General features: G+C 40.4%; 17 protein-coding genes and 3 pseudogenes. 19 read left to right on the top strand and 1 reads right to left on the bottom strand.

The features are described 5' to 3' along the window. Positions 1 to 553: 553 nt before the first annotated feature. From AC0YNZ_RS23080 to AC0YNZ_RS23120, 9 genes and pseudogenes are all read left to right on the top strand, one after another. A complete protein-coding gene (locus tag AC0YNZ_RS23080) occupies positions 554 to 1,240 on the top strand; it encodes a DUF2711 family protein (RefSeq protein WP_475828846.1) in 687 nt (228 codons plus the stop codon). 310 nt (positions 1,241 to 1,550) lie between these two features. Continuing rightward, positions 1,551 to 1,982, top strand: a complete 432-nt coding sequence (locus tag AC0YNZ_RS23085) for a GNAT family N-acetyltransferase (RefSeq protein WP_475828847.1) — start codon at positions 1,551 to 1,553, stop codon at positions 1,980 to 1,982. A 269-nt stretch (positions 1,983 to 2,251) separates the two neighbouring features. Continuing rightward, a pseudogene (locus tag AC0YNZ_RS23090) lies at positions 2,252 to 2,356 on the top strand (zinc ribbon domain-containing protein); the annotation flags it as partial. 233 nt (positions 2,357 to 2,589) lie between these two features. Beyond that, positions 2,590 to 2,949: a hypothetical protein gene (locus AC0YNZ_RS23095; protein WP_475828848.1), complete on the top strand. Its 360-nt coding sequence runs from the start codon at positions 2,590 to 2,592 to the stop codon at positions 2,947 to 2,949. Positions 2,950 to 3,236: 287 nt separating this feature from the next. Next, positions 3,237 to 3,665, top strand: coding sequence for a hypothetical protein (locus AC0YNZ_RS23100; protein ID WP_475828849.1), 429 nt, complete (start codon positions 3,237 to 3,239; stop codon positions 3,663 to 3,665). 251 nt (positions 3,666 to 3,916) lie between these two features. After that, complete coding sequence (locus AC0YNZ_RS23105) at positions 3,917 to 4,351, top strand: hypothetical protein (protein WP_475828850.1); 435 nt, start codon at positions 3,917 to 3,919, stop codon at positions 4,349 to 4,351. Between the two features lie 187 nt (positions 4,352 to 4,538). After that, the gene (locus tag AC0YNZ_RS23110) at positions 4,539 to 4,751 is read left to right on the top strand and encodes a hypothetical protein (protein WP_475828851.1); all 213 of its coding nucleotides are present in this window, start codon (positions 4,539 to 4,541) and stop codon (positions 4,749 to 4,751) included. Between the two features lie 1,228 nt (positions 4,752 to 5,979). Continuing rightward, positions 5,980 to 6,660, top strand: a complete 681-nt coding sequence (locus AC0YNZ_RS23115; protein ID WP_475828853.1) for a hypothetical protein — start codon at positions 5,980 to 5,982, stop codon at positions 6,658 to 6,660. A 353-nt stretch (positions 6,661 to 7,013) separates the two neighbouring features. Then, positions 7,014 to 7,535 (top strand): hypothetical protein, encoded by a 522-nt coding sequence (locus tag AC0YNZ_RS23120; protein WP_475828854.1) that lies wholly within the window; start codon positions 7,014 to 7,016, stop codon positions 7,533 to 7,535. A gap of 445 nt (positions 7,536 to 7,980) precedes the next feature. Here AC0YNZ_RS23120 and AC0YNZ_RS23125 read toward each other — a convergent pair whose 3' ends face one another. Beyond that, entirely contained in the window at positions 7,981 to 8,478 is a 498-nt protein-coding gene (locus AC0YNZ_RS23125; protein WP_475828855.1) for a DinB family protein, read from the bottom strand. Between the two features lie 569 nt (positions 8,479 to 9,047). Here AC0YNZ_RS23125 and AC0YNZ_RS23130 point away from each other — a divergent pair. The 10 genes and pseudogenes from AC0YNZ_RS23130 to AC0YNZ_RS23175 all read left to right on the top strand — a co-directional run bounded on the left by AC0YNZ_RS23130 (position 9,048) and on the right by AC0YNZ_RS23175 (position 17,725). Continuing rightward, a complete protein-coding gene (locus AC0YNZ_RS23130; protein ID WP_475828856.1) occupies positions 9,048 to 11,231 on the top strand; it encodes an RCC1-like domain-containing protein in 2,184 nt (727 codons plus the stop codon). 224 nt (positions 11,232 to 11,455) lie between these two features. Further along, positions 11,456 to 11,871: pseudogene (locus AC0YNZ_RS23135) on the top strand (IS1595 family transposase); the annotation flags it as partial. Positions 11,872 to 11,967: 96 nt separating this feature from the next. Further along, positions 11,968 to 12,447, top strand: a complete 480-nt coding sequence (locus tag AC0YNZ_RS23140) for a hypothetical protein (RefSeq protein WP_475828857.1) — start codon at positions 11,968 to 11,970, stop codon at positions 12,445 to 12,447. Positions 12,448 to 12,582: 135 nt separating this feature from the next. Next, a pseudogene (locus AC0YNZ_RS23145) lies at positions 12,583 to 13,719 on the top strand (IS110 family RNA-guided transposase); the annotation flags it as partial. Between the two features lie 554 nt (positions 13,720 to 14,273). After that, positions 14,274 to 14,558 carry a hypothetical protein gene (locus AC0YNZ_RS23150; protein ID WP_475828858.1) on the top strand — a complete coding sequence of 95 codons (285 nt, stop codon included), beginning with the start codon at positions 14,274 to 14,276 and terminating at the stop codon, positions 14,556 to 14,558. A gap of 53 nt (positions 14,559 to 14,611) precedes the next feature. Beyond that, positions 14,612 to 15,073: a hypothetical protein gene (locus AC0YNZ_RS23155; RefSeq protein ID WP_475828859.1), complete on the top strand. Its 462-nt coding sequence runs from the start codon at positions 14,612 to 14,614 to the stop codon at positions 15,071 to 15,073. 178 nt (positions 15,074 to 15,251) lie between these two features. Continuing rightward, a complete protein-coding gene (locus AC0YNZ_RS23160; RefSeq protein ID WP_475828860.1) occupies positions 15,252 to 15,488 on the top strand; it encodes a hypothetical protein in 237 nt (78 codons plus the stop codon). Positions 15,489 to 15,615: 127 nt separating this feature from the next. Continuing rightward, positions 15,616 to 16,065, top strand: a complete 450-nt coding sequence (locus AC0YNZ_RS23165; RefSeq protein ID WP_475828861.1) for a hypothetical protein — start codon at positions 15,616 to 15,618, stop codon at positions 16,063 to 16,065. Positions 16,066 to 16,244: 179 nt separating this feature from the next. Next, positions 16,245 to 16,532, top strand: a complete 288-nt coding sequence (locus tag AC0YNZ_RS23170; protein ID WP_475828862.1) for a hypothetical protein — start codon at positions 16,245 to 16,247, stop codon at positions 16,530 to 16,532. Positions 16,533 to 16,741: 209 nt separating this feature from the next. Further along, entirely contained in the window at positions 16,742 to 17,725 is a 984-nt protein-coding gene (locus AC0YNZ_RS23175) for a phosphotransferase (protein ID WP_475828863.1), read from the top strand. Positions 17,726 to 17,768 lie beyond the last annotated feature (43 nt).

Genomic DNA, 17,768 nt, shown 5'->3' on the forward strand with positions numbered 1-17,768 from the left:
TGCCCAGTGGTTACAAAGCGGAGTGGAGAGTTAAGGGACATACGGGCAATGATTTTAGTCCGGATAAGAAAGTTTTCGTCTATGTGAGCATCAAATACGACAATCACTGAAAATATTGCTATGTATTCGGAAACTTAATGATCGGCCGCGGGATCGCCCCGCGGCCTTTTTTCACCCCGAAAACCACCGGGTACATCGGAATTTTTAACGGGACTCGGCAAGGATGAAAGACCCCTCTAAAAACACTCCTTTGTTTTTTGCCTTTGTCCTCCGTATGGTAACAGGAGCATACGTAATACGTAATTAATGTCTTAAGCGTGGGTTTAACGTATTTTGGTTGATGGGACCCCTTACGGTTATGAAAAATGAGTTAATAATATTGTATAAATAGGCCTCCATACGGGCAGCCTTCGTTAAGCTCCCATGGAAGAACACAATTACTTCCATAATCTGTGGTGTCGCGTGAGCGGCATGGATGGCTAACGGGCAGATTAGTTCAATGATATAGTGTGATTAGTGGTTACGGTAGTTTATTGATTTGAAGGAGGATTATATGAACTACATATGGTTTAATTTACAAACGCCTATCTTAGAGCAGCTACCTCATCCGTTTACAGACGCGGCGATATTACTCAATCCGTTTATTCAAATGCCAATAGGCTGGACAGACATGAAGCGAAAGAGCGAATATGAGCATGTTTATCCAGAATTAAAAGAGTCATTACAACTTGGCAGACCTAAACCTTGGAAAGAAGTCATGCATGATACAGGGATACAATCTTATGAAGAGCTTGCTGTTGCTCTCAAGACATCTATCTCAGCATTAAAAACAGAGTTTGCTCATCCAGATTTAGCAGTTTTATTAAATAACAACCTATCCAAAGACCTTTACTATCCTAGTGAAGACAGAATTTCGGAATTTTTTATACCCGATATCCTCGACATTCTAAGTTCTAATGGAGCTGACTCTTTAGTGTATTCTGAACCGATTTTAGATCAGTCTGGTGAATTGAAAATAAAAAATGTCACAGACCTGGAAATGTGTGAGTTATCACCTGCCGAGATAGTAATAACAGACGAAGGAATGGATTATGCATTTTTAAGTGTTTACGACTCATTTATTACCTTATTCCTCTCTAGAGAAAAGAACATTGTAGAGATCATCAATAAAAAGAAATGGGAAGCAGTGATCTGCGCCCCAGAAACGTACCTTAATTGGTATTTTGGCAAAATTGATTAAACTAACGGGGAACGATAGTTCAACTAAACAAGGAGCAGTTTGCCAGCGGCAGGCTGCTCCTTGCTCATTAAAGTAACGGGCAGTTTACTTTTAACCAAAAAATACTAACTACGTACTGAATAAATGGTTAAAATTGATATGAATACACATAAGACTATTGGAGGTACACCATGCGAGATATAGATTACAGCAATTATTTTTGGCAGGATGAAGCGATAAGATTGCGCGCAATACAAGCAGAAGATAGGAAAATCACTATATCAACCGTTTTGATACTCCTGCACGGCGCCTTTTAGAGTGTGCAGTTGAATTGCCGCCCACAGTTGCAGAAGCACAATCTTTTGCAGAAACATTTTCTGACTTCTCATCGAATCGTCTTATGTTCACTATTGAAAACTTGGACGGTGAAAATGTTGGAGGGATTAATCTAAACAGTATCGACGAAAGAAACGGCACATTTAGCATCGGTATTCAAGTAGACAGAGACCATCGAGGGAAAAGGTACGGTACAAGGGCAGTAACCATACTTTTAAAATATGCTTTCTTCGAGCGTAGACTAAATAAATTCAACGATTACGTACTTGAAGGAAACGAAGCCTCGGCTGCAATGCTGAGAAAAGTCGGATGTGTGCAAGAAGGGGTTCGTCGCCAAGTTATTTATACTAATGGACGATATTTTGATTCCATCTTGTTTGGTCAAACGAGAGACGAATTTGTTGAGTTTCTCTCAAAGACCAAATAGCGGAAAACTTTAGCTAACGGGTACGATAGTGGAATAAACAGGGAGCAGATTGCCGAGGCAGCTACTCCCTGTTTTCATTGAGCTAAAAGGCAGAAGAGTTTAATATACTGCAGAGCGAAGCTACCGATCAAATTGCCGGAAAAAATTGATCTTCCGCACTTAAAATCCATTGAGAACAAACAGATTCTGTTTTTTACGCAACCTTCCAAGTATTGTAAACGTACAAGGAAACATAACATGCAGGGAGTGATAGATATATGAGTGAAAAGGACAATCAATTTGTAGTCGTGTACTGCGCAAATTGCGGGTATTCCGAATTTTACAATAAACAAGCGTCGGCTGGATCGAACGTTCTTGATTTCTTTTTCGGTTGATGAGTTAAGGCAACAATAGCAATTCCACATCGAAAGCAGCCACTGACCATATTCAGTTTGGCAGCTTTCATTTTTTTGAGCAAAGGGGTTAGGAATGTAAGACCACTCCGCTAACGGGAAACGATAGCTTAAAAATTAATTGATGTGTCCTAGACTAATACTGATATCTTGTGGTCTCGGTTTGCAACAAAAAAAATCCAGATGCGTCTTATGTTTTTAAAGGGGGAATGTCGATGTACCGAGTGGTTATCGTCTTCTTGCTAGTAAGTGTTATGTTAGTCGGATGCGGCACGGTTCGTTCATTTGAGGCCACCGTCGATAAAGTGAAGGGTGACTCAATGACAGTCAATTGCTCCGATGCCGTCAACAAGGGCAAACACGGAGCTATCATTGATGTCGGCTATATATGCACAATCACTCTCACAGATAAGACGCGGATTGTAAATGACAGCGACGAAAAAGTGTTGAGCGTACATGATCTCATGGGAAGCCCGAAAGTGAAAATAACGCTCGAGAAAGCCGAAAGTATAAATAAAATATTAGATTCACGGTTGATTCATAAAGCAAAAGAAATTCGTCTGCTTACCTCATAAACATAGGGAAGGGACATAGAATGAGCGGCTTATTGAAAGTGTGTTACGTCGCGCTTCAGTCGAAAATCACCATTTGGTAAATGATGGGCTCAACTAACGGGTACGATAGTGGAGCAAGCTGCCGCGGTGTAGATGCTCCATTTTTTCACTCAACTACCATGAAAGAACGGATTAACTTTCATGCTCTGTGGTGCACATAAGAGATGCATGGATGGCTAACGGGCAGGATACTTGAAATATGTGATAATATGTGATAGGTCCCAATATCGTTCTAATGGAGGAGAGTAATGCTAAAACGCGTACCCTATATTTTAATATTAGTAATTCTTTTATGTACTGCATGCTCTACTACGAAAAATGGAATAGTGGTTGAAAAACAAAGCTTCGTTAGATGGCACGAAAAAGATAATATTTTAGAAGTGTATGCTGTAGTTGCAAATATGACGAAAAATGATGTTTCATTTGAAGCATCTGTCGTAATATTAAATTCAGAAGTTAAAGAAGCGGTTGGCTTTGAGACAAAGCAATTAGAAACCGACGACAGAAACGGCAAAACTCCTTTTCTATTAGTACCTTCTCATGAAACGGTTTTTAAACGTGATTTTAAGACAGTTAAGACATTGAAACAAGAAATGTTGACGGATGCTATTGGCATTAAAGTTACAACTTCGAATGAAAGTTACACAATTCCAATAAATTATGGCGATATTGAATGATTATTTGGTAGGGGAAACAACACTTATTCATTAAACTAACGGGTACGATAGTTGAACAAACAAGGAGAAGTTTGCTACGGCAGTTGCTCCCTTTTTTTTGTAAGCTACAGGTCAGTTAAGAGTGGAGCGATTACTGCTTTAGCTATAAAATGTTTTGATAAAGGATGTGAAACGGAATCACTTTACGATTTATACAGATATGCGAGATAATGCTTTTGTAGATAGGTATTGGTATAGAGAGGGGGACGCGGATGGAGAGGTTTTTATCGTTGCGAAACGTAATAGGAATTGTAGTTGTGCTTACTCTTATAGCAACAACTTGTTACTTTCTTTTTCGAAATAACAAGGAGCAGATAAGCTTAAGTCCGAATTACGAAGATCCAAGCAGTATTGTGGAAAGCTATTCGAGGGCTAAATTGCACGGTGGAACAGAGCTTGTAATCGAGTGTATTGTTCCTCAGAAACGCTCAAAACCAATGTTACAGCAGTTTACAGGAGGAGAGTACAAGAACTCGCAATTTAATGTTACGATTCTCAACGTGAAGCATGATGGGAGTAGGGGGAATGTGACCTATCACGCAACCTTGAGAATAGGAGAGCCAACAAATATAACAGAATTAAAAGAGACGGTTCCAGTTGTCAAGATTGAAGGTAAGTGGTACATCGACAGAGAAGAGGATTGGTGATACTAGACTAACAAGTTTATTGAGCTAACGGGGACCGAGGGAGCTCAATCGAGACAAGAAGGCGGCTGCCCAGTACGACTTGGTGAAACAAGAACGAAAGCAAAGCCCCTACGCTTAACAGGTAACGCAACAGATAAAAGTTTCCACTATTGAAGAAGAAATAGAACAGGAATACATGCCTGATTACATGGAACAGATTATTCTATTAGCTGACAAGCAGAAGCAACTTATTATAAATATGGCTAATCAAATCAGTAACTTAAAAGAGCAATTACAGCAGAAAAACAATGAACTTGATTTTAAAAAGAATGATCAACAAAACAACATTACTGAAGAAACATTAAAAGAAGACTTCGAAACGTTACTCCAAATATTCCATAGAGCAAAGCAATTGACTTAACAATTGTCAAAGGATATGAACATTGTCCGATTGAAGTCCGCTTAAATCGCGGGCTTTTTTAGTTATAGGATTGAGTTCTTTTCAATTGACGATGACAAGTACATTATCCGATTGCCGACAGAGATAATGTATACTTAACGAAGATTGATTTCCTTTAAGTCTCCAAATCAGCATCACCCTTAACAATCTAGAGGCCGCCGCCGTAACGGGCAGTTTAGTGGAAATAATTATCAATGTAATAGGTGCTGTTCTCCATGCTAAACTATTCATTAGGTTTTAGATGTTTCTTGAAAGCAGGTCTGTATTAATGAACCGATTCTTAAAATGGCTTTTTATTGCACTCTTCCTCATCATCTTAGCTCCCTTTGCAATTCCTTTTATGGCGTTTGTACTTCGTCTATTTCAATTCTTATTTGAAGTTATTTTCGGTTAAACCGATCGAAGTAACGGGTACGATAGTTAAATACTAAAAGGGCTGCCGTAGGCGGCCCTTTGTTCAGTTAACGGGCAGTAACTCAGTCTCTTCAAAATACATGATCAACTATCACCAGGTACTAGAAAAAGATAGGACTACTCGATTAATCAAAATTCAAGTATATTTCGGTTATAAGTTTAAGGTCCAGAATAGTATTTCAAAAAAATTGCGTCGTAGAGGTGGAAAAATGTTTTTTGAGACTTTGCCTAATTGGTTTTGAGTAATTTATTACTTATTTTTGTTGACAACTTTGGGAACTTCATTTTTCAGTTTTATTCGGAAAAAATTAGAAATTCTGTCCGTTATCGCTATTGTTTTTACTATGACTGTCCCATTAATTGGTTTAATAAGCAGCATTGGCAGAGCGGAAGGGCTGAATGAATTTGAACATTTAGTTAATCAGTCACAACAAGGTTCTATATGGTCTATATATACAATTATAGGGTGCTTGTACTTACTTGTTTGGTGGGTTTTGTTCTTCAAAAAATCAGAAATAAAAATGAAGTAACAACCTTGTTAAGCTAACGGGTACGAGTTAGTTGAATAGTACACATCGATGAGCAGGTGCTGCGGGAGTCTGCTCATTTAATTAAGATCCCATGAAAATTAACTCCATTTTCATCATCTGTGGTGCGGCGCTAGCGCTGCATGTGTCGCTAACGGGAGTTTAGTGAAATTAATTCTTGATTTAAAGTTAGGTCCACTTTATTATGATTTTTTTATCGAAGGTATTAACAAAAAGTGGAGAAAGGTATGTTGAAATTAGAAAGTAATTATAGAAGCATTTTAGGAAGGGTAACAATTATGAAAAAAAATATAACCTTCTTGGTAATAGGTAGTAGTATTTTATTATTGTTTTATACAGTGTTTAGGCTTGTCGGGAATGAATCTTTTAAGTTGGCATTAGTATCATATGGGTTATTAACGGTCGTCTTTATTTATTCAATCCGTTATTTATTTCAAAAAAATTGGGTTCCAATCATTATTCAACTAATAACACTATTCGTAGTGATTGTATTGCCACCATTGCTCAGAACAGAAGTGAATTTTTCTCTTTATAAAGATGATAGAGAAGAAATCATTAGAATGTTAGCAAATGGAGAAATAAAAAAAGAAGCAGATAGATACGGAAATGAAGGTTTTTACTGGTATTACACTCCTCCACAATATATAGATGCAGTTAAATCCGAGATGATAAGAGCAGGTATGCATTCGAAAGATAAATTTTTTGTCTATTTTCAATCAGCTGAAAAACCCTTTATGGATATGCGTGGTTTACAGGAAGGATTTATTTATTCATCCACAGGTAAATTTCCGACTGCTAAAGAGTTTGATTATTATATGGATTACAAGAAAATTGATAATCATTGGTATTTCGTATCAGATGATCCTGAAAGATTTGAGAAATCATGTTTGTTTTTGTGTAAACAATGAAGTAAAAGTTAAAAGGAATGGTCTGATATTTAGGCATCTCTTTTCTTAAATTGAAAGGAAAAATTAGTTCTTGGAGGAAGTTTACATTAAGCTAACGGGTACGATAGTGGAGGAGCTTGCTTTACTGCAGCTCCTTTTTTTTCTTTCGTCAGTACCAAACAAATTTCTAAACGGTTCGGAAACATATTTCGAGTACGCATTTAGAGTGGAATAAAATCAATGGTAGCTGTAATCTATATATTTTTTAGAATTGGGGAGTTTTTTATTACATATTTAAGTATGTAAGTGAAAAACCGCATAAATATAGGAGAACAGGAAAGAATGGCTATTAAAAACCACAAAGGGGTGATAGCATGCAAGAAGCTCGAAAAGATGGGTGGAAGTCTGATGAAGATCATTTACTAGCAGAGATCGTCCTAAGACATATTCGAGAAAAAAGTTCACAGCTAGTAGCATTTAATGAAGCTGCACAACAATTAGGAAGGACAGAAAGTGCATGTGGCTTTAGATGGAACTCCCAAGTACGTAAACAATACGTATCGGAAGTTGAAGCAGCCAAACAAGAACGAAAGCAAAACTCCTACTCTAAACAGGTAACGCAACAGATAAAAGTTTCCACAATTGAAGAAGAAATAGAACAGGAATACATGCCTGATTACATGGAACAGATTATTCTATTAGCTGACAAGCAGAAGCAACTTATTATAAATATGGCTAATCAAATCAGTAACTTAAAAGAGCAATTACAGCAGAAAAACAATGAACTTGAACATTTTAAAATGAATGATAAACAAAACAACATTACTGAAGAGACATTAAAAGAAGACTTCGAAACGTTACTCCAAATATTCCATAGAGCAAAGCAATTAACGTAACAATTGTCAAAGGATAAGAACATTGTCCGATTGAAGTCCGCTTAAATCGCGGGCTTTTTTAGTTATAGGATTAAGTTCTTTTCAATTGACGATACAAGTACATATCCGATTGCCGACAGAGATAATGTATACTTAGCGAAGATCGATTTCCTTTAAGTCTCCAAATCAGCATCACTCTTAACAATCTAGAGGCCGCCGCCGTATTAAGGGTCTCGGCGTGGTAACTCTTCGTTAAACTCCCATGGAAGAACGCGATTACTTTCATAATCTGTGGTGTCGCGTGAGCGGCATGGATGGCTAACGGGCAGGATTAATTCCATTTATCACCGCCAGCTGCTTGCGGGACTACACAGATATTCGGCTACAATAAAAACAGTCGCAGAGTACCGGCAGTCATGCCGGTGCACTGCGACTGTTTGGCGCGTATCGGATCGAGAAACTTAGTTCATTGGGCTTCCTCGTCGGCCGAGGGACCGTAGATACCCGGCACCGGAATATCGAGAAGCCGCAAGTATACCCCGAGCTGCGCCCGGTGGTGGACCATGTGGCTTAATCCGAAGGTGCGGAGCGCGATCGCCCGCGGCTCGCGGAGGATGATATGGTCGCCGTGGCGCAGCGTCCATTCCTCGCCGAGCGTTTTCTCGTCGCATTCGGCGAGCAACTTTTCAAACTTGCCGACGTTCACGTCGAACTCCTCCAGAACGTCAGCGCGTTTTTCCAAAGGCTCCCGCCGTAGCGGCACGGTCGAAAGATCGAACTCCGGGTACTGAAAAATCGCGATTTGCCAGTTCAGCAGGTTGATCAGGTGCGTGGCCAGCCCGCCGAGCGTCATCGATTTCTCGTGCGGCTTCCACGACATATGCTCCTCGGGCAAGCGTTCCAGAATGCGGCGCGTAGTGGCCAGTTCATGCGTTGCGTCGCCGACGATCAGTTGTTTGAACATAAATTCCTCTCCTCCCTTATGGTTTAGCATACTATAAATTCCAATCGAGTGGAAAGCTCTCTGGTTAACTGACTATGATATTGCGCTATTCTGCCCGCGAGCTGAATAACGGGATTAATCGATTACGCTAAACATTCCTGTTAGGGCTAAGAAATATCCTTTGCCAAAAAAGACATAAGGATTACACTGTCGTGATTGTTATTGAAAGTCATCCGAAGGGACCTGAACCTTTTCACGAGGGTTTGGTTAATAGCAAATCAGATGACTAATGGATAGTTCTTTTTTTGCATTATAGAATTAATAAATTTTAGGGAAGAAGACGCATCTCACATTTCCCATTTTCTGGTATGGTATGGATGTGAAGACGAGCTGTTGAAACCGATGAGTTGAGTCGCCTCCTATAGGAAGATTCTAGACGTTTCGCTCGGTCGCCAATCAGAAACAAGGGAGGTGAGGACATCCTCAAGCTATACGGCATGTTTTTCAATGTTTGAAACGTTTACTCTCGCCGGGGATTTTACATACGTCGTATATTCGGTTGTTTGATCAAATCCAGGAGGGATATATCCATGAATAGAACATGTAAAATATTCGGAATTTTTTTTCTTCTCATCTTTGTTCTCACCAACACAGCGGTTGCACAGACCGGTCAAAAAGAGTACAAAAAGTTCATCATAGAAGCCGGCGCCCATAGTCTGGCCGGTAAGGGTAACGATATATGGGCGTGGGGGGATAATAGGTTCGGGCAGCTCGGAAGCGGCAGAACTCTGATCCGCACGATCCCCGGACAAACCGTCGATTTGAATTCGGTTTCCGCGATAAGCGGAGGACTCGCTTTTGGTCTTGCTCTTAAAAAGGACGGCAGCGTTTGGGCATGGGGACGCAACTCGGAAGGCCAGCTTGGCGACGGAAGCAGAACAGACCGTTCCACACCCACCAAGGTATCCAATCTCAGCTCCGTGGTTACCATAGCTGCAGGGAATTATCATAATTTGGCGGTAAAAAGCGATGGCACGGTATGGGCGTGGGGCGCGAATTGGAACAGTGAACTGGGCGACGGGACATATCAACGTCGTGAAACTCCCGTTCAAGTGCCTAATCTTGATTCGGTGGTCTCTATCGCTGCGGGTTACACGAGTATGGCATTAAAAAGGGACGGGACGGTGTGGGCGTGGGGATATAAGGATGCCGGGAACGGAACACCCTCTCCTTCCGCTCCCGTTCAGGTGCCCGGACTGGATTCGGTGATCGCCATAGCCGATGGAACCGGTCACAGCCTTGCGTTAAAAAGCGACGGGACAGTGTGGGCATGGGGAAGCAACGATTTGGGTCAACTTGGCAATGGCGGGAATAATTACTACGAGATCAATCCTGTTCAAGTATCCAACCTTAATTCGGTGGCCGCCATCGCGGCGCGCAATAACCATAGTCTTGCATTAAAAAAAGACGGCAGCGTTTGGGCGTGGGGGGATAATGGCTCGGGTCAGCTTGGGGATGGAAGCACGAACCTCAGCGCCGTTCCGGTTAAGGTATCCGGTCTCGATTCTATTGTAAAGATTAGTGCCGGGTTTAAGCATAACCTGGCGGTTAAAAGCGACGGCAGCGTTTGGGCCTGGGGAAGCAACGAATTGGGCCAACTCGGGGACGAAAGCACAACGGCTCATTACACTCCTGTACAGGTATTCAATCTCGGCTCCGTGATCGCCATAGCCGGCGGGAGAAGTCATAGTCTGGCGCTTAAAAATGACGGAACGGTGTGGGCTTGGGGAGAGAACCACTCTGGCGAACTTGGCGATGGAATTCCTCTATATCGTTCCGTACCGGTATCGAGTACATTTTCAAAGTCTGTAAGAGCACTCGCTTCCGCAAAGAATGGAGAGCATTCGCTAGCTCTCGCTAAAAACGGAAGGGTGTGGGCTTGGGGAAGGAATCAAACGGGTCAGCTTGGGGATGGAACAACAACGGACCGCTCCGCTGCCGTTCAGGTCTCTGATCTCGGCTCGGTAATCTCAGTCGCTGCGGGCGATTATTTTAGTCTCGCGTTAAAAAGAGACGGCAGCGTTTGGGCCTGGGGAAATAACTACTTCGGCTCGATCGGGGATGGAACCAACATAAACCGTTCCGTTCCCGTTCAGGTGCAGGGTCTCGATTCCGTGACCGCTATAGCTGCCGGAGATGATCATACTTTGGCGTTAAAAAGCGACGGAACGGTGTGGACGTGGGGAGAGAACTACTCTGGCGAGCTTGGCGATGGAAGCACTGACAACCGTTCCGTTCCCGTGAAGGTGCAGGGTCTCGATTCGGTAATCGCTGTAGCAGCAGGAAGCGACCATAGCCTTGCGTTAAAAAGCGATGGAACGGTATGGGCGTGGGGGAGTAATTTGGATGGTCAACTTGGAGACGGCAGCACAACGAATCATTTCACTCCTATTCAGATACCCGATCTCGATTCGGTGGTCGCCATCGGTGCGGGGGCTAATAATGGTCTGGCTCTAAAAAGCGACGGAACCGTGTGGGCCTGGGGGGCCAATTGGTATGGTCAAGTCGGAGACGGAAGCACTATAGATCGCACCGTGCCAGTCAAGGTATCCGATCTCGATTCGGTGGTCGCCATCGCCGGAGGCGATTACCATAGCCTTGCGGTAAAAAAAGACGGAACCGTGTGGGCTTGGGGATATAATGGCGACGGTCGACTTGGCGATAAAACAACGGAGAGTCGATTATCACCTGTGCAAGTTCTGGAATTACCGTGATCCGAAAAAATAATCTGCGGCATTCAAAGTACTAATGCAGACCCAGACCGGGTATTCATTCGGGACGTCCTTGGATTTGCTGGTGTTAATGCTGGCGGAGGCTGGCTTATCTTTAAGCTACCTCCTGCCGAAATTGCGGTGCACCCTACAGAGGGTCCGTCTCAACACGAATTCTATTTGTTGTGTGACGACATCGAGAAGACGCTCGCGGATCTGACCAAACTTTAATTGGTTCTAAACTTTCTAACGAAAACGTGCTTGTCACAGATGCTTGGAGAGCCTATAAAACCTATGCAAAAGAAAAAGGTTTAGAGCATTATCGAATTAAATCAGACGGTGGCAAACACGTTATTAAGGCTTGTATCACATCCAAAACGTCAACGGTCTCCATTCTCGTTTGAAACAATGGATAGACCACTTTAAAGGTGTGGCTACAAAATATCTTGATAATTACCTTGCTTGGTTCTTATTTGTCGATAGTCGTAGTAACGAATGCACTAAACAGCATATTAAAGAATTTCTATTAACATCATTTGTATTTGAAATGACAGACACATATGACAGTTTGCGAATGTCAAAATTCAATGTGAGTTCTTATTCAACTAACAAAGCGGATTGGTTGAAGAAGAATAGTCAATAAAAAGGAATAATAGTGTAATTAATAATAAGCTAAAATTTTATGGAGCAAAGATTTATTAATTTAATTTCAATAACTTATGAGTAGAAGGTGATTTTAATGGGGATTTTTACTCTTAACCGTTTTAATGGTATTGAGAAATATGAAATTTCTGAAGCTAAAATATATGCGGTAAAAAAAAATGAAAACAACAATGAAATAATGGTATGGCTTGAAGTAGAAACAGAACAAAAGCCAATCCAATCACTACCCGACACAGCAGACTTTAAAATGAATCCAAGTGGAGAAATAACAGTTTATATGAATAACTTAAATCTTGAAAACTTTGGTACACAAAAATTCAATATTCCAAAAGGATATGATGAAGAAAGAGAAGACTGGGTTGCAAGATTATATTATTTTGAGCATGAGGATATTAATAATAATATTTTGGAAATGAAGTACAAAGGTAATGGAATATTTCATATCCATTGGACAGGTACAACCATTGATGTATGTCATTATGATGGAAGTAAGCCAGATACTAAGATTGAGGTTTTGGGAGAGTTTATTTTTGAAGAATATAAGGAATGGTTATAAAGTTGATACACTATTATAAAGGGTTAATGACTAAGCTATCAGGTGTGTTAGTTGGGCAACGTTTGGGAAACCTTTATAACAGGGTTTCTCTTAATTTTATCTAAATATCAACATTAACATTTAACACAGCCTTCTTTTAAAAACAAAATCGAAGGATTTGAAAAACTACAACGGTGGATTAAAGGATTACTACAGAAACATCGATTAAATAGTATCATTATTGGTATGGAGCCGACAGGACACTATTGGTATAACTTGGCCAATTGGCTTGTTGATGAAGGGGTACATGTTGTTTTGGTAAATCCCGCAACAACGAAACGAAACAAAGAAAATCGCGATAATAGCCCTTCAAAGAGTGATCCGAAGGATGCACTTGTTATTGCTGATGTCGTTAGCCGTGGCTACTACTATGAATACACTCGTCAAGCAATGAATTTTCAAAGATTGCGCACAATTATGAGTGATCGGGAATTTTGGGTCACGAATAGTGTTCGACTACAGAATCGCATCATTCGTTGGCTGGATATTCGTTTCCCTGAATATGCCTCGGTGTTTAAAGATTGGACTTGTCCGCGCTCGATAGCGACCCTCAAAGAGTTCCCGTCTCCGCTTGATCTTAAAGGTCAATCGACGGCTGAGGTAATTACAAGCTGGCGGAAATACATGAAGCGAGCTGGCGGATCAACTGGCATTCAGAAAGCCGCCGAACTCATCTCTCAAGCGAGCCAGAGTGTGGGGGATACGACGGCACTTGAGGAGGCAAAACAGGATCTACAACGCTTAATAGAAGAGTTCAAGCGAATCGTGGGTATATTTGAACAGATTGAAAAGGACATCATAACCGTACTCGGTGAGATTCCTATAGCAAGCCAACTGAGATCCCTTAAAGGCCTAGGCCCTATCTATACTGCAGCCATTCTGTCTGGTGCAGGTGACCTGAAACAGTATACCCATGGGCGTCAGTTATTGCGGAGAGCTGGGTTAAACTTGGCCGAAAGTATGTCAGGAAAACGCAAAGGGGAGATTGTACTCTCAAAACGTGGGGATGCTAAACTGCGAAAATATTTGTATCTTGCTACGCTCACACTAGTAGGAACTAATTCTATATTTCGGCAGTTACATGAAAATAATGTCCATAATAAGCATATGAGTAAGCAACAGTCGGTGTTTAAACTGCTTGGAAAACTGGCGCGAATCCTAGTTGGTATGGTTCGTCACGGTGAGTCGTTCACTCCGGAAAAAACTTTCCAAACTTACACTCAAGCAGCATAAGACATATAAAACATAAATTGACTCATTCGCAGGATTTCAAATAAAGAAAGCACGGAGGACCGAGTTCGTACCCGATAAGGGCACAGACCCATCAGCTAGACGGTATCGGTCTTCACACCTTGGATAAGTGTAACGAAGGAATGTAAGGGCATAGACCCGTCGAGTCGTGGGATGGTAAACTTCCAGGGATCTAGTGGAGCATGCGTGCAGTAGAAAGTGAATTGGGTAAATGTTCCAAAGTGTTCGTTTCTTTTATTTGCGCATGCCCAAAACAGGGGCTTCACGGGTGCCATAACTTATTTCCTACCGACCACTGCATTCCAAAGGGATGAAATCCTGCGAATGACTGAGTTTACGTGAGATAAACCCTTAAAACTGAGGGACGGGTACGATAGTTGAACACCGAAAGGGCTACCGCGTGGTAGCCCTTCGTTATGCTGCGATGACAAACTCTATGGACATTTTTAAAGACCAGAACACTGGTTTCCTAATTATGGTAATATTAGTTGAGGTAAGGTACTAAGATACTGTACTTAACTATAAGGAGGAGAAATATGAAAAACCCTACAAACCTAATTGTTGGATTAATTGCGGTGATATTATTTCTAGTTTATCAAGTTATTGATCTTAAAAATGAAATAAATAGTAATTCAGGTCCAAATAGAAATGTGAGTATGACAGGTGGATTGCATCTAAGTCAAGTTTCAAATTCTTCGGGAAGTACAGCTGATGGGTTTTGGTTGTACAAAGAAGATGAGAAGCAAGTTTATTTTTTCAGATATGATAAGGTAACAAATAAAATTGAAAAAATAATGAGTTCTATTTATGAACAACAGTAGAGAATTCAACTAACGAAATACGCGTAGCTAAAACTCGGTTGTTAACAATAGAGGTGAGTAAAATAAAGGATTATTCTAAGCTGGAAGACAAAATAAACTTGTTATATGAATGCATTCGTGAGGAAGGAGGCATCGTTGATTTGGATTGGTGTACAGGGCTACTCTACCCTTACCATTTGCATTTCGACGATAATAAAATTAGGTATCGATCAGCCTCTCTTATTGCATTTTTTGGACTATTAACTGAGTGGCGAGATGGCAGTGGATTTCCTTTTTATAGGACCAGAAAAGAACTTTACGAATGCCATGATTTTGAGAAATATATGGATGCATTATTACAACGCCAGAGTGAAATTGAGCGGGAGTTTCCAAATATCTTTTATGCAATCGTGATTACTTTACGTTGGCTGATTCACCATGAAGATTTACTTGATACATTCTCATATATTGATGAGCAAAAAGTTATCAAGTATATAACAGCCATGAAAAGTATCGAAATAAAAGAAAAGCAATGAGGTTTATAAATTGGCTTTTGAAGAAGCAGCAGTATTCAACAACGGGTACGATAGTGAAGAGTTTTTGACATGAGCAGGCGCCGCAGCGACCTGCTCATGATCGTTAAAGTAACGGGCAAGATAATACCATAAGGATCTATAACATAATTTGTAACAATAATTACTGTGGGGTGAAGATGTGGCTGGTCTAAGAGAGTTAATTACTTTTCTTAACAAATTAGAGGATAATAATATATTTTATAGACTTAGCAAAATCCGAAATGAAGCTATTATGGTTGAGGTAGCTGTTCCTGGTCAACGGTGGGAGATAGAATTTTTGGAAGATGGTACAGTAGAGGTTGAAAAATTTATCAGCAATGGAGACTTTTATGATGCTAAAGAGTTGGAGTCTCTGTTTAAAAATTTCAGTGATTAATTCAGAAATTCATTCAACTAACCGGGTACGTTAGTTCCATATACACCAGGACGAGGCTGTCAGCATAGAACGGTAGCCTCGTTGAGCTAACGGGCAGATTTGTTCAACAAAATAGGAGGTATGGCATATGAAGCATCTGAAATTCTTCCTTTTGTTCTTTGTCATTGTTTCGGTGTTTTCATCAAAAATAGAAGGAGCGTTAGCCAGTACCTACCCAAGTTCCGTTGCTTGGAATAATCTCCTATATGGACTTTCCACCGAGGAAGTCGATAACAAAGACATTGGCAATGAGATTGGAAAGATTGAACGCCAAAGAACTCCGATGCCAAAGAAGAACGGCGAGTCAAATGATAGTATACCAGTAGGAAGCCTGTTGTTTGAAATTAAAGGGGCAGACACTCAAGATGTAATAGCAGTTAAGGTAAACGATAAGTTCTTCAAGGCATCTAAATTTGGACCGATTCAAGTTACAACAGACCAGTCCAATAAACAAGCATGGATAGTTACACTATCATTTATTTGTTTCTTGGTCCTTTTAACAATGATAATTGTATGGAGAAGAAGACGTATGGGTTAGTTCATTCCGCTAACGGGCAACGATAGTTGAAACAGCTGTCATTGAGCTGTTGACGTAGCATTACAGGAAACACTATTATGAATTGAAATATAGGAAATCATGTCTCTACATTGCCTTACTTTAGGAATAAAAAAAATGGAAAAGGAGAACAAGCAATCATGTTAAGATGCTCTTGGTGTATGAAGAACATTAAAGAAGATAAACCTTGTTTTGGCCTGAATGTTAAATTTAAAGAAGGTATAGATATTAATGAGCGGGAAGGGAAGATAATCTCATTACACTTAAAGAGTAGAAATACAAGTGTACCATTTATTGTTGTGGCAAGTGGATCAGAAGCTAAACAACAAGGTACCGATGGGATTTTTGCAATTTGTAGTGAGAAGTGCGGAACCAAAATGAAAAGTGCATTAGATAAAGAAATCGATTTATTTTCTGGTTACTCAACAATATTGAGTGAACTTATGTGATATATATTTTTTTCACTTAACTCAATTTGAAAAAAAGAAATTACTAACGTGGAACTATAGCATAATACTCACGAGGACGAGGCTGCCGGCATGGAACGGCAGCCTCGTTGAGCTAACGGGCAGTTTAACGTAGAAAATAACCTGAAAATTTTCCTATTTATGGGATGAGAACTGTTATATGATTAAGATAAAAAATAAGGGGTAACATGATGTATACTCAACCGACTGCCTTACGTTCAGTCCTAGATCCAAAATACTTGGAATACTGCTTAAGCGAACACTATGATATCGGAGAATGGGATGAATGTTTGTACTGGCTGCGTGGATTAAATGATACATACAGGGTTCGAACATCCAATGGATATTACATACTTCGTGTTTACCGTTTTTCAATTAACGAGAGCGATGTTGCTTATGAGTTATCCTTATTAACTCAATTAAAAAATGTCCTGAGCTCAATGGACACAAAGGTGTCAGAACCAATTTCCAAAAAAAACAACACCTTATACACCGTTGTGAATGCGCCAGAAGGGAAAAGGATTGCTGTAATTTTTCGCTATCTCAATGGCATCGAGAACGTGCTTCATGACGAGAAATCTTGCTTTGCTTTTGGTAGATCTGCTGCCGAGTTACATGCAGCATTGGATCAAGTTACTCTGAACCAACCCAGATACAATCTGGACACAAACCTTCTCATCGATCAACCATTGGATCGTATCGTAAACTACATTGGTGAGAAAAATGATGCAACGCCATTTCTACGTGAATTTGCGAATACGTTAAAAGAGCGTATCGCCATTGTTATTAAACAAGGATTGGATTGGGGTTTATGTCACGGAGATATGCATGGAAATAATAATGCATTCCAAGAAGGCGATCATTTTACTCATTACGATTTTGAATGGTCTGCGAAAGGTTGGCGTGCATATGATCTGGCACAAGTTCGGTTCAGAAAACGCCAATTAGAGGATCGAAAAGAGCTGCTATGGGATGCGTTAATCTCGGGTTATCGATCTGTCAGAGACTTTTCTGCTCATGATGAATCTTCGATAGAATTGTTTTTTGTAGCGCGTCGCTTTTGGGTAATGAGTCTCGATGTGTCTTTTATCCATAGTGATTTTGGTGCTCTTGATTTTTCAGAAGATTGGCTAGAAGGTTTTATTAATGAATTTAGAAACACCAACATATTGTAGTATCTTTATTAAGCTAACGGGTACGATAGTTGAATAATGAATT

This window comes from Paenibacillus sp. J2L1-98 (genome assembly GCF_056269405.1).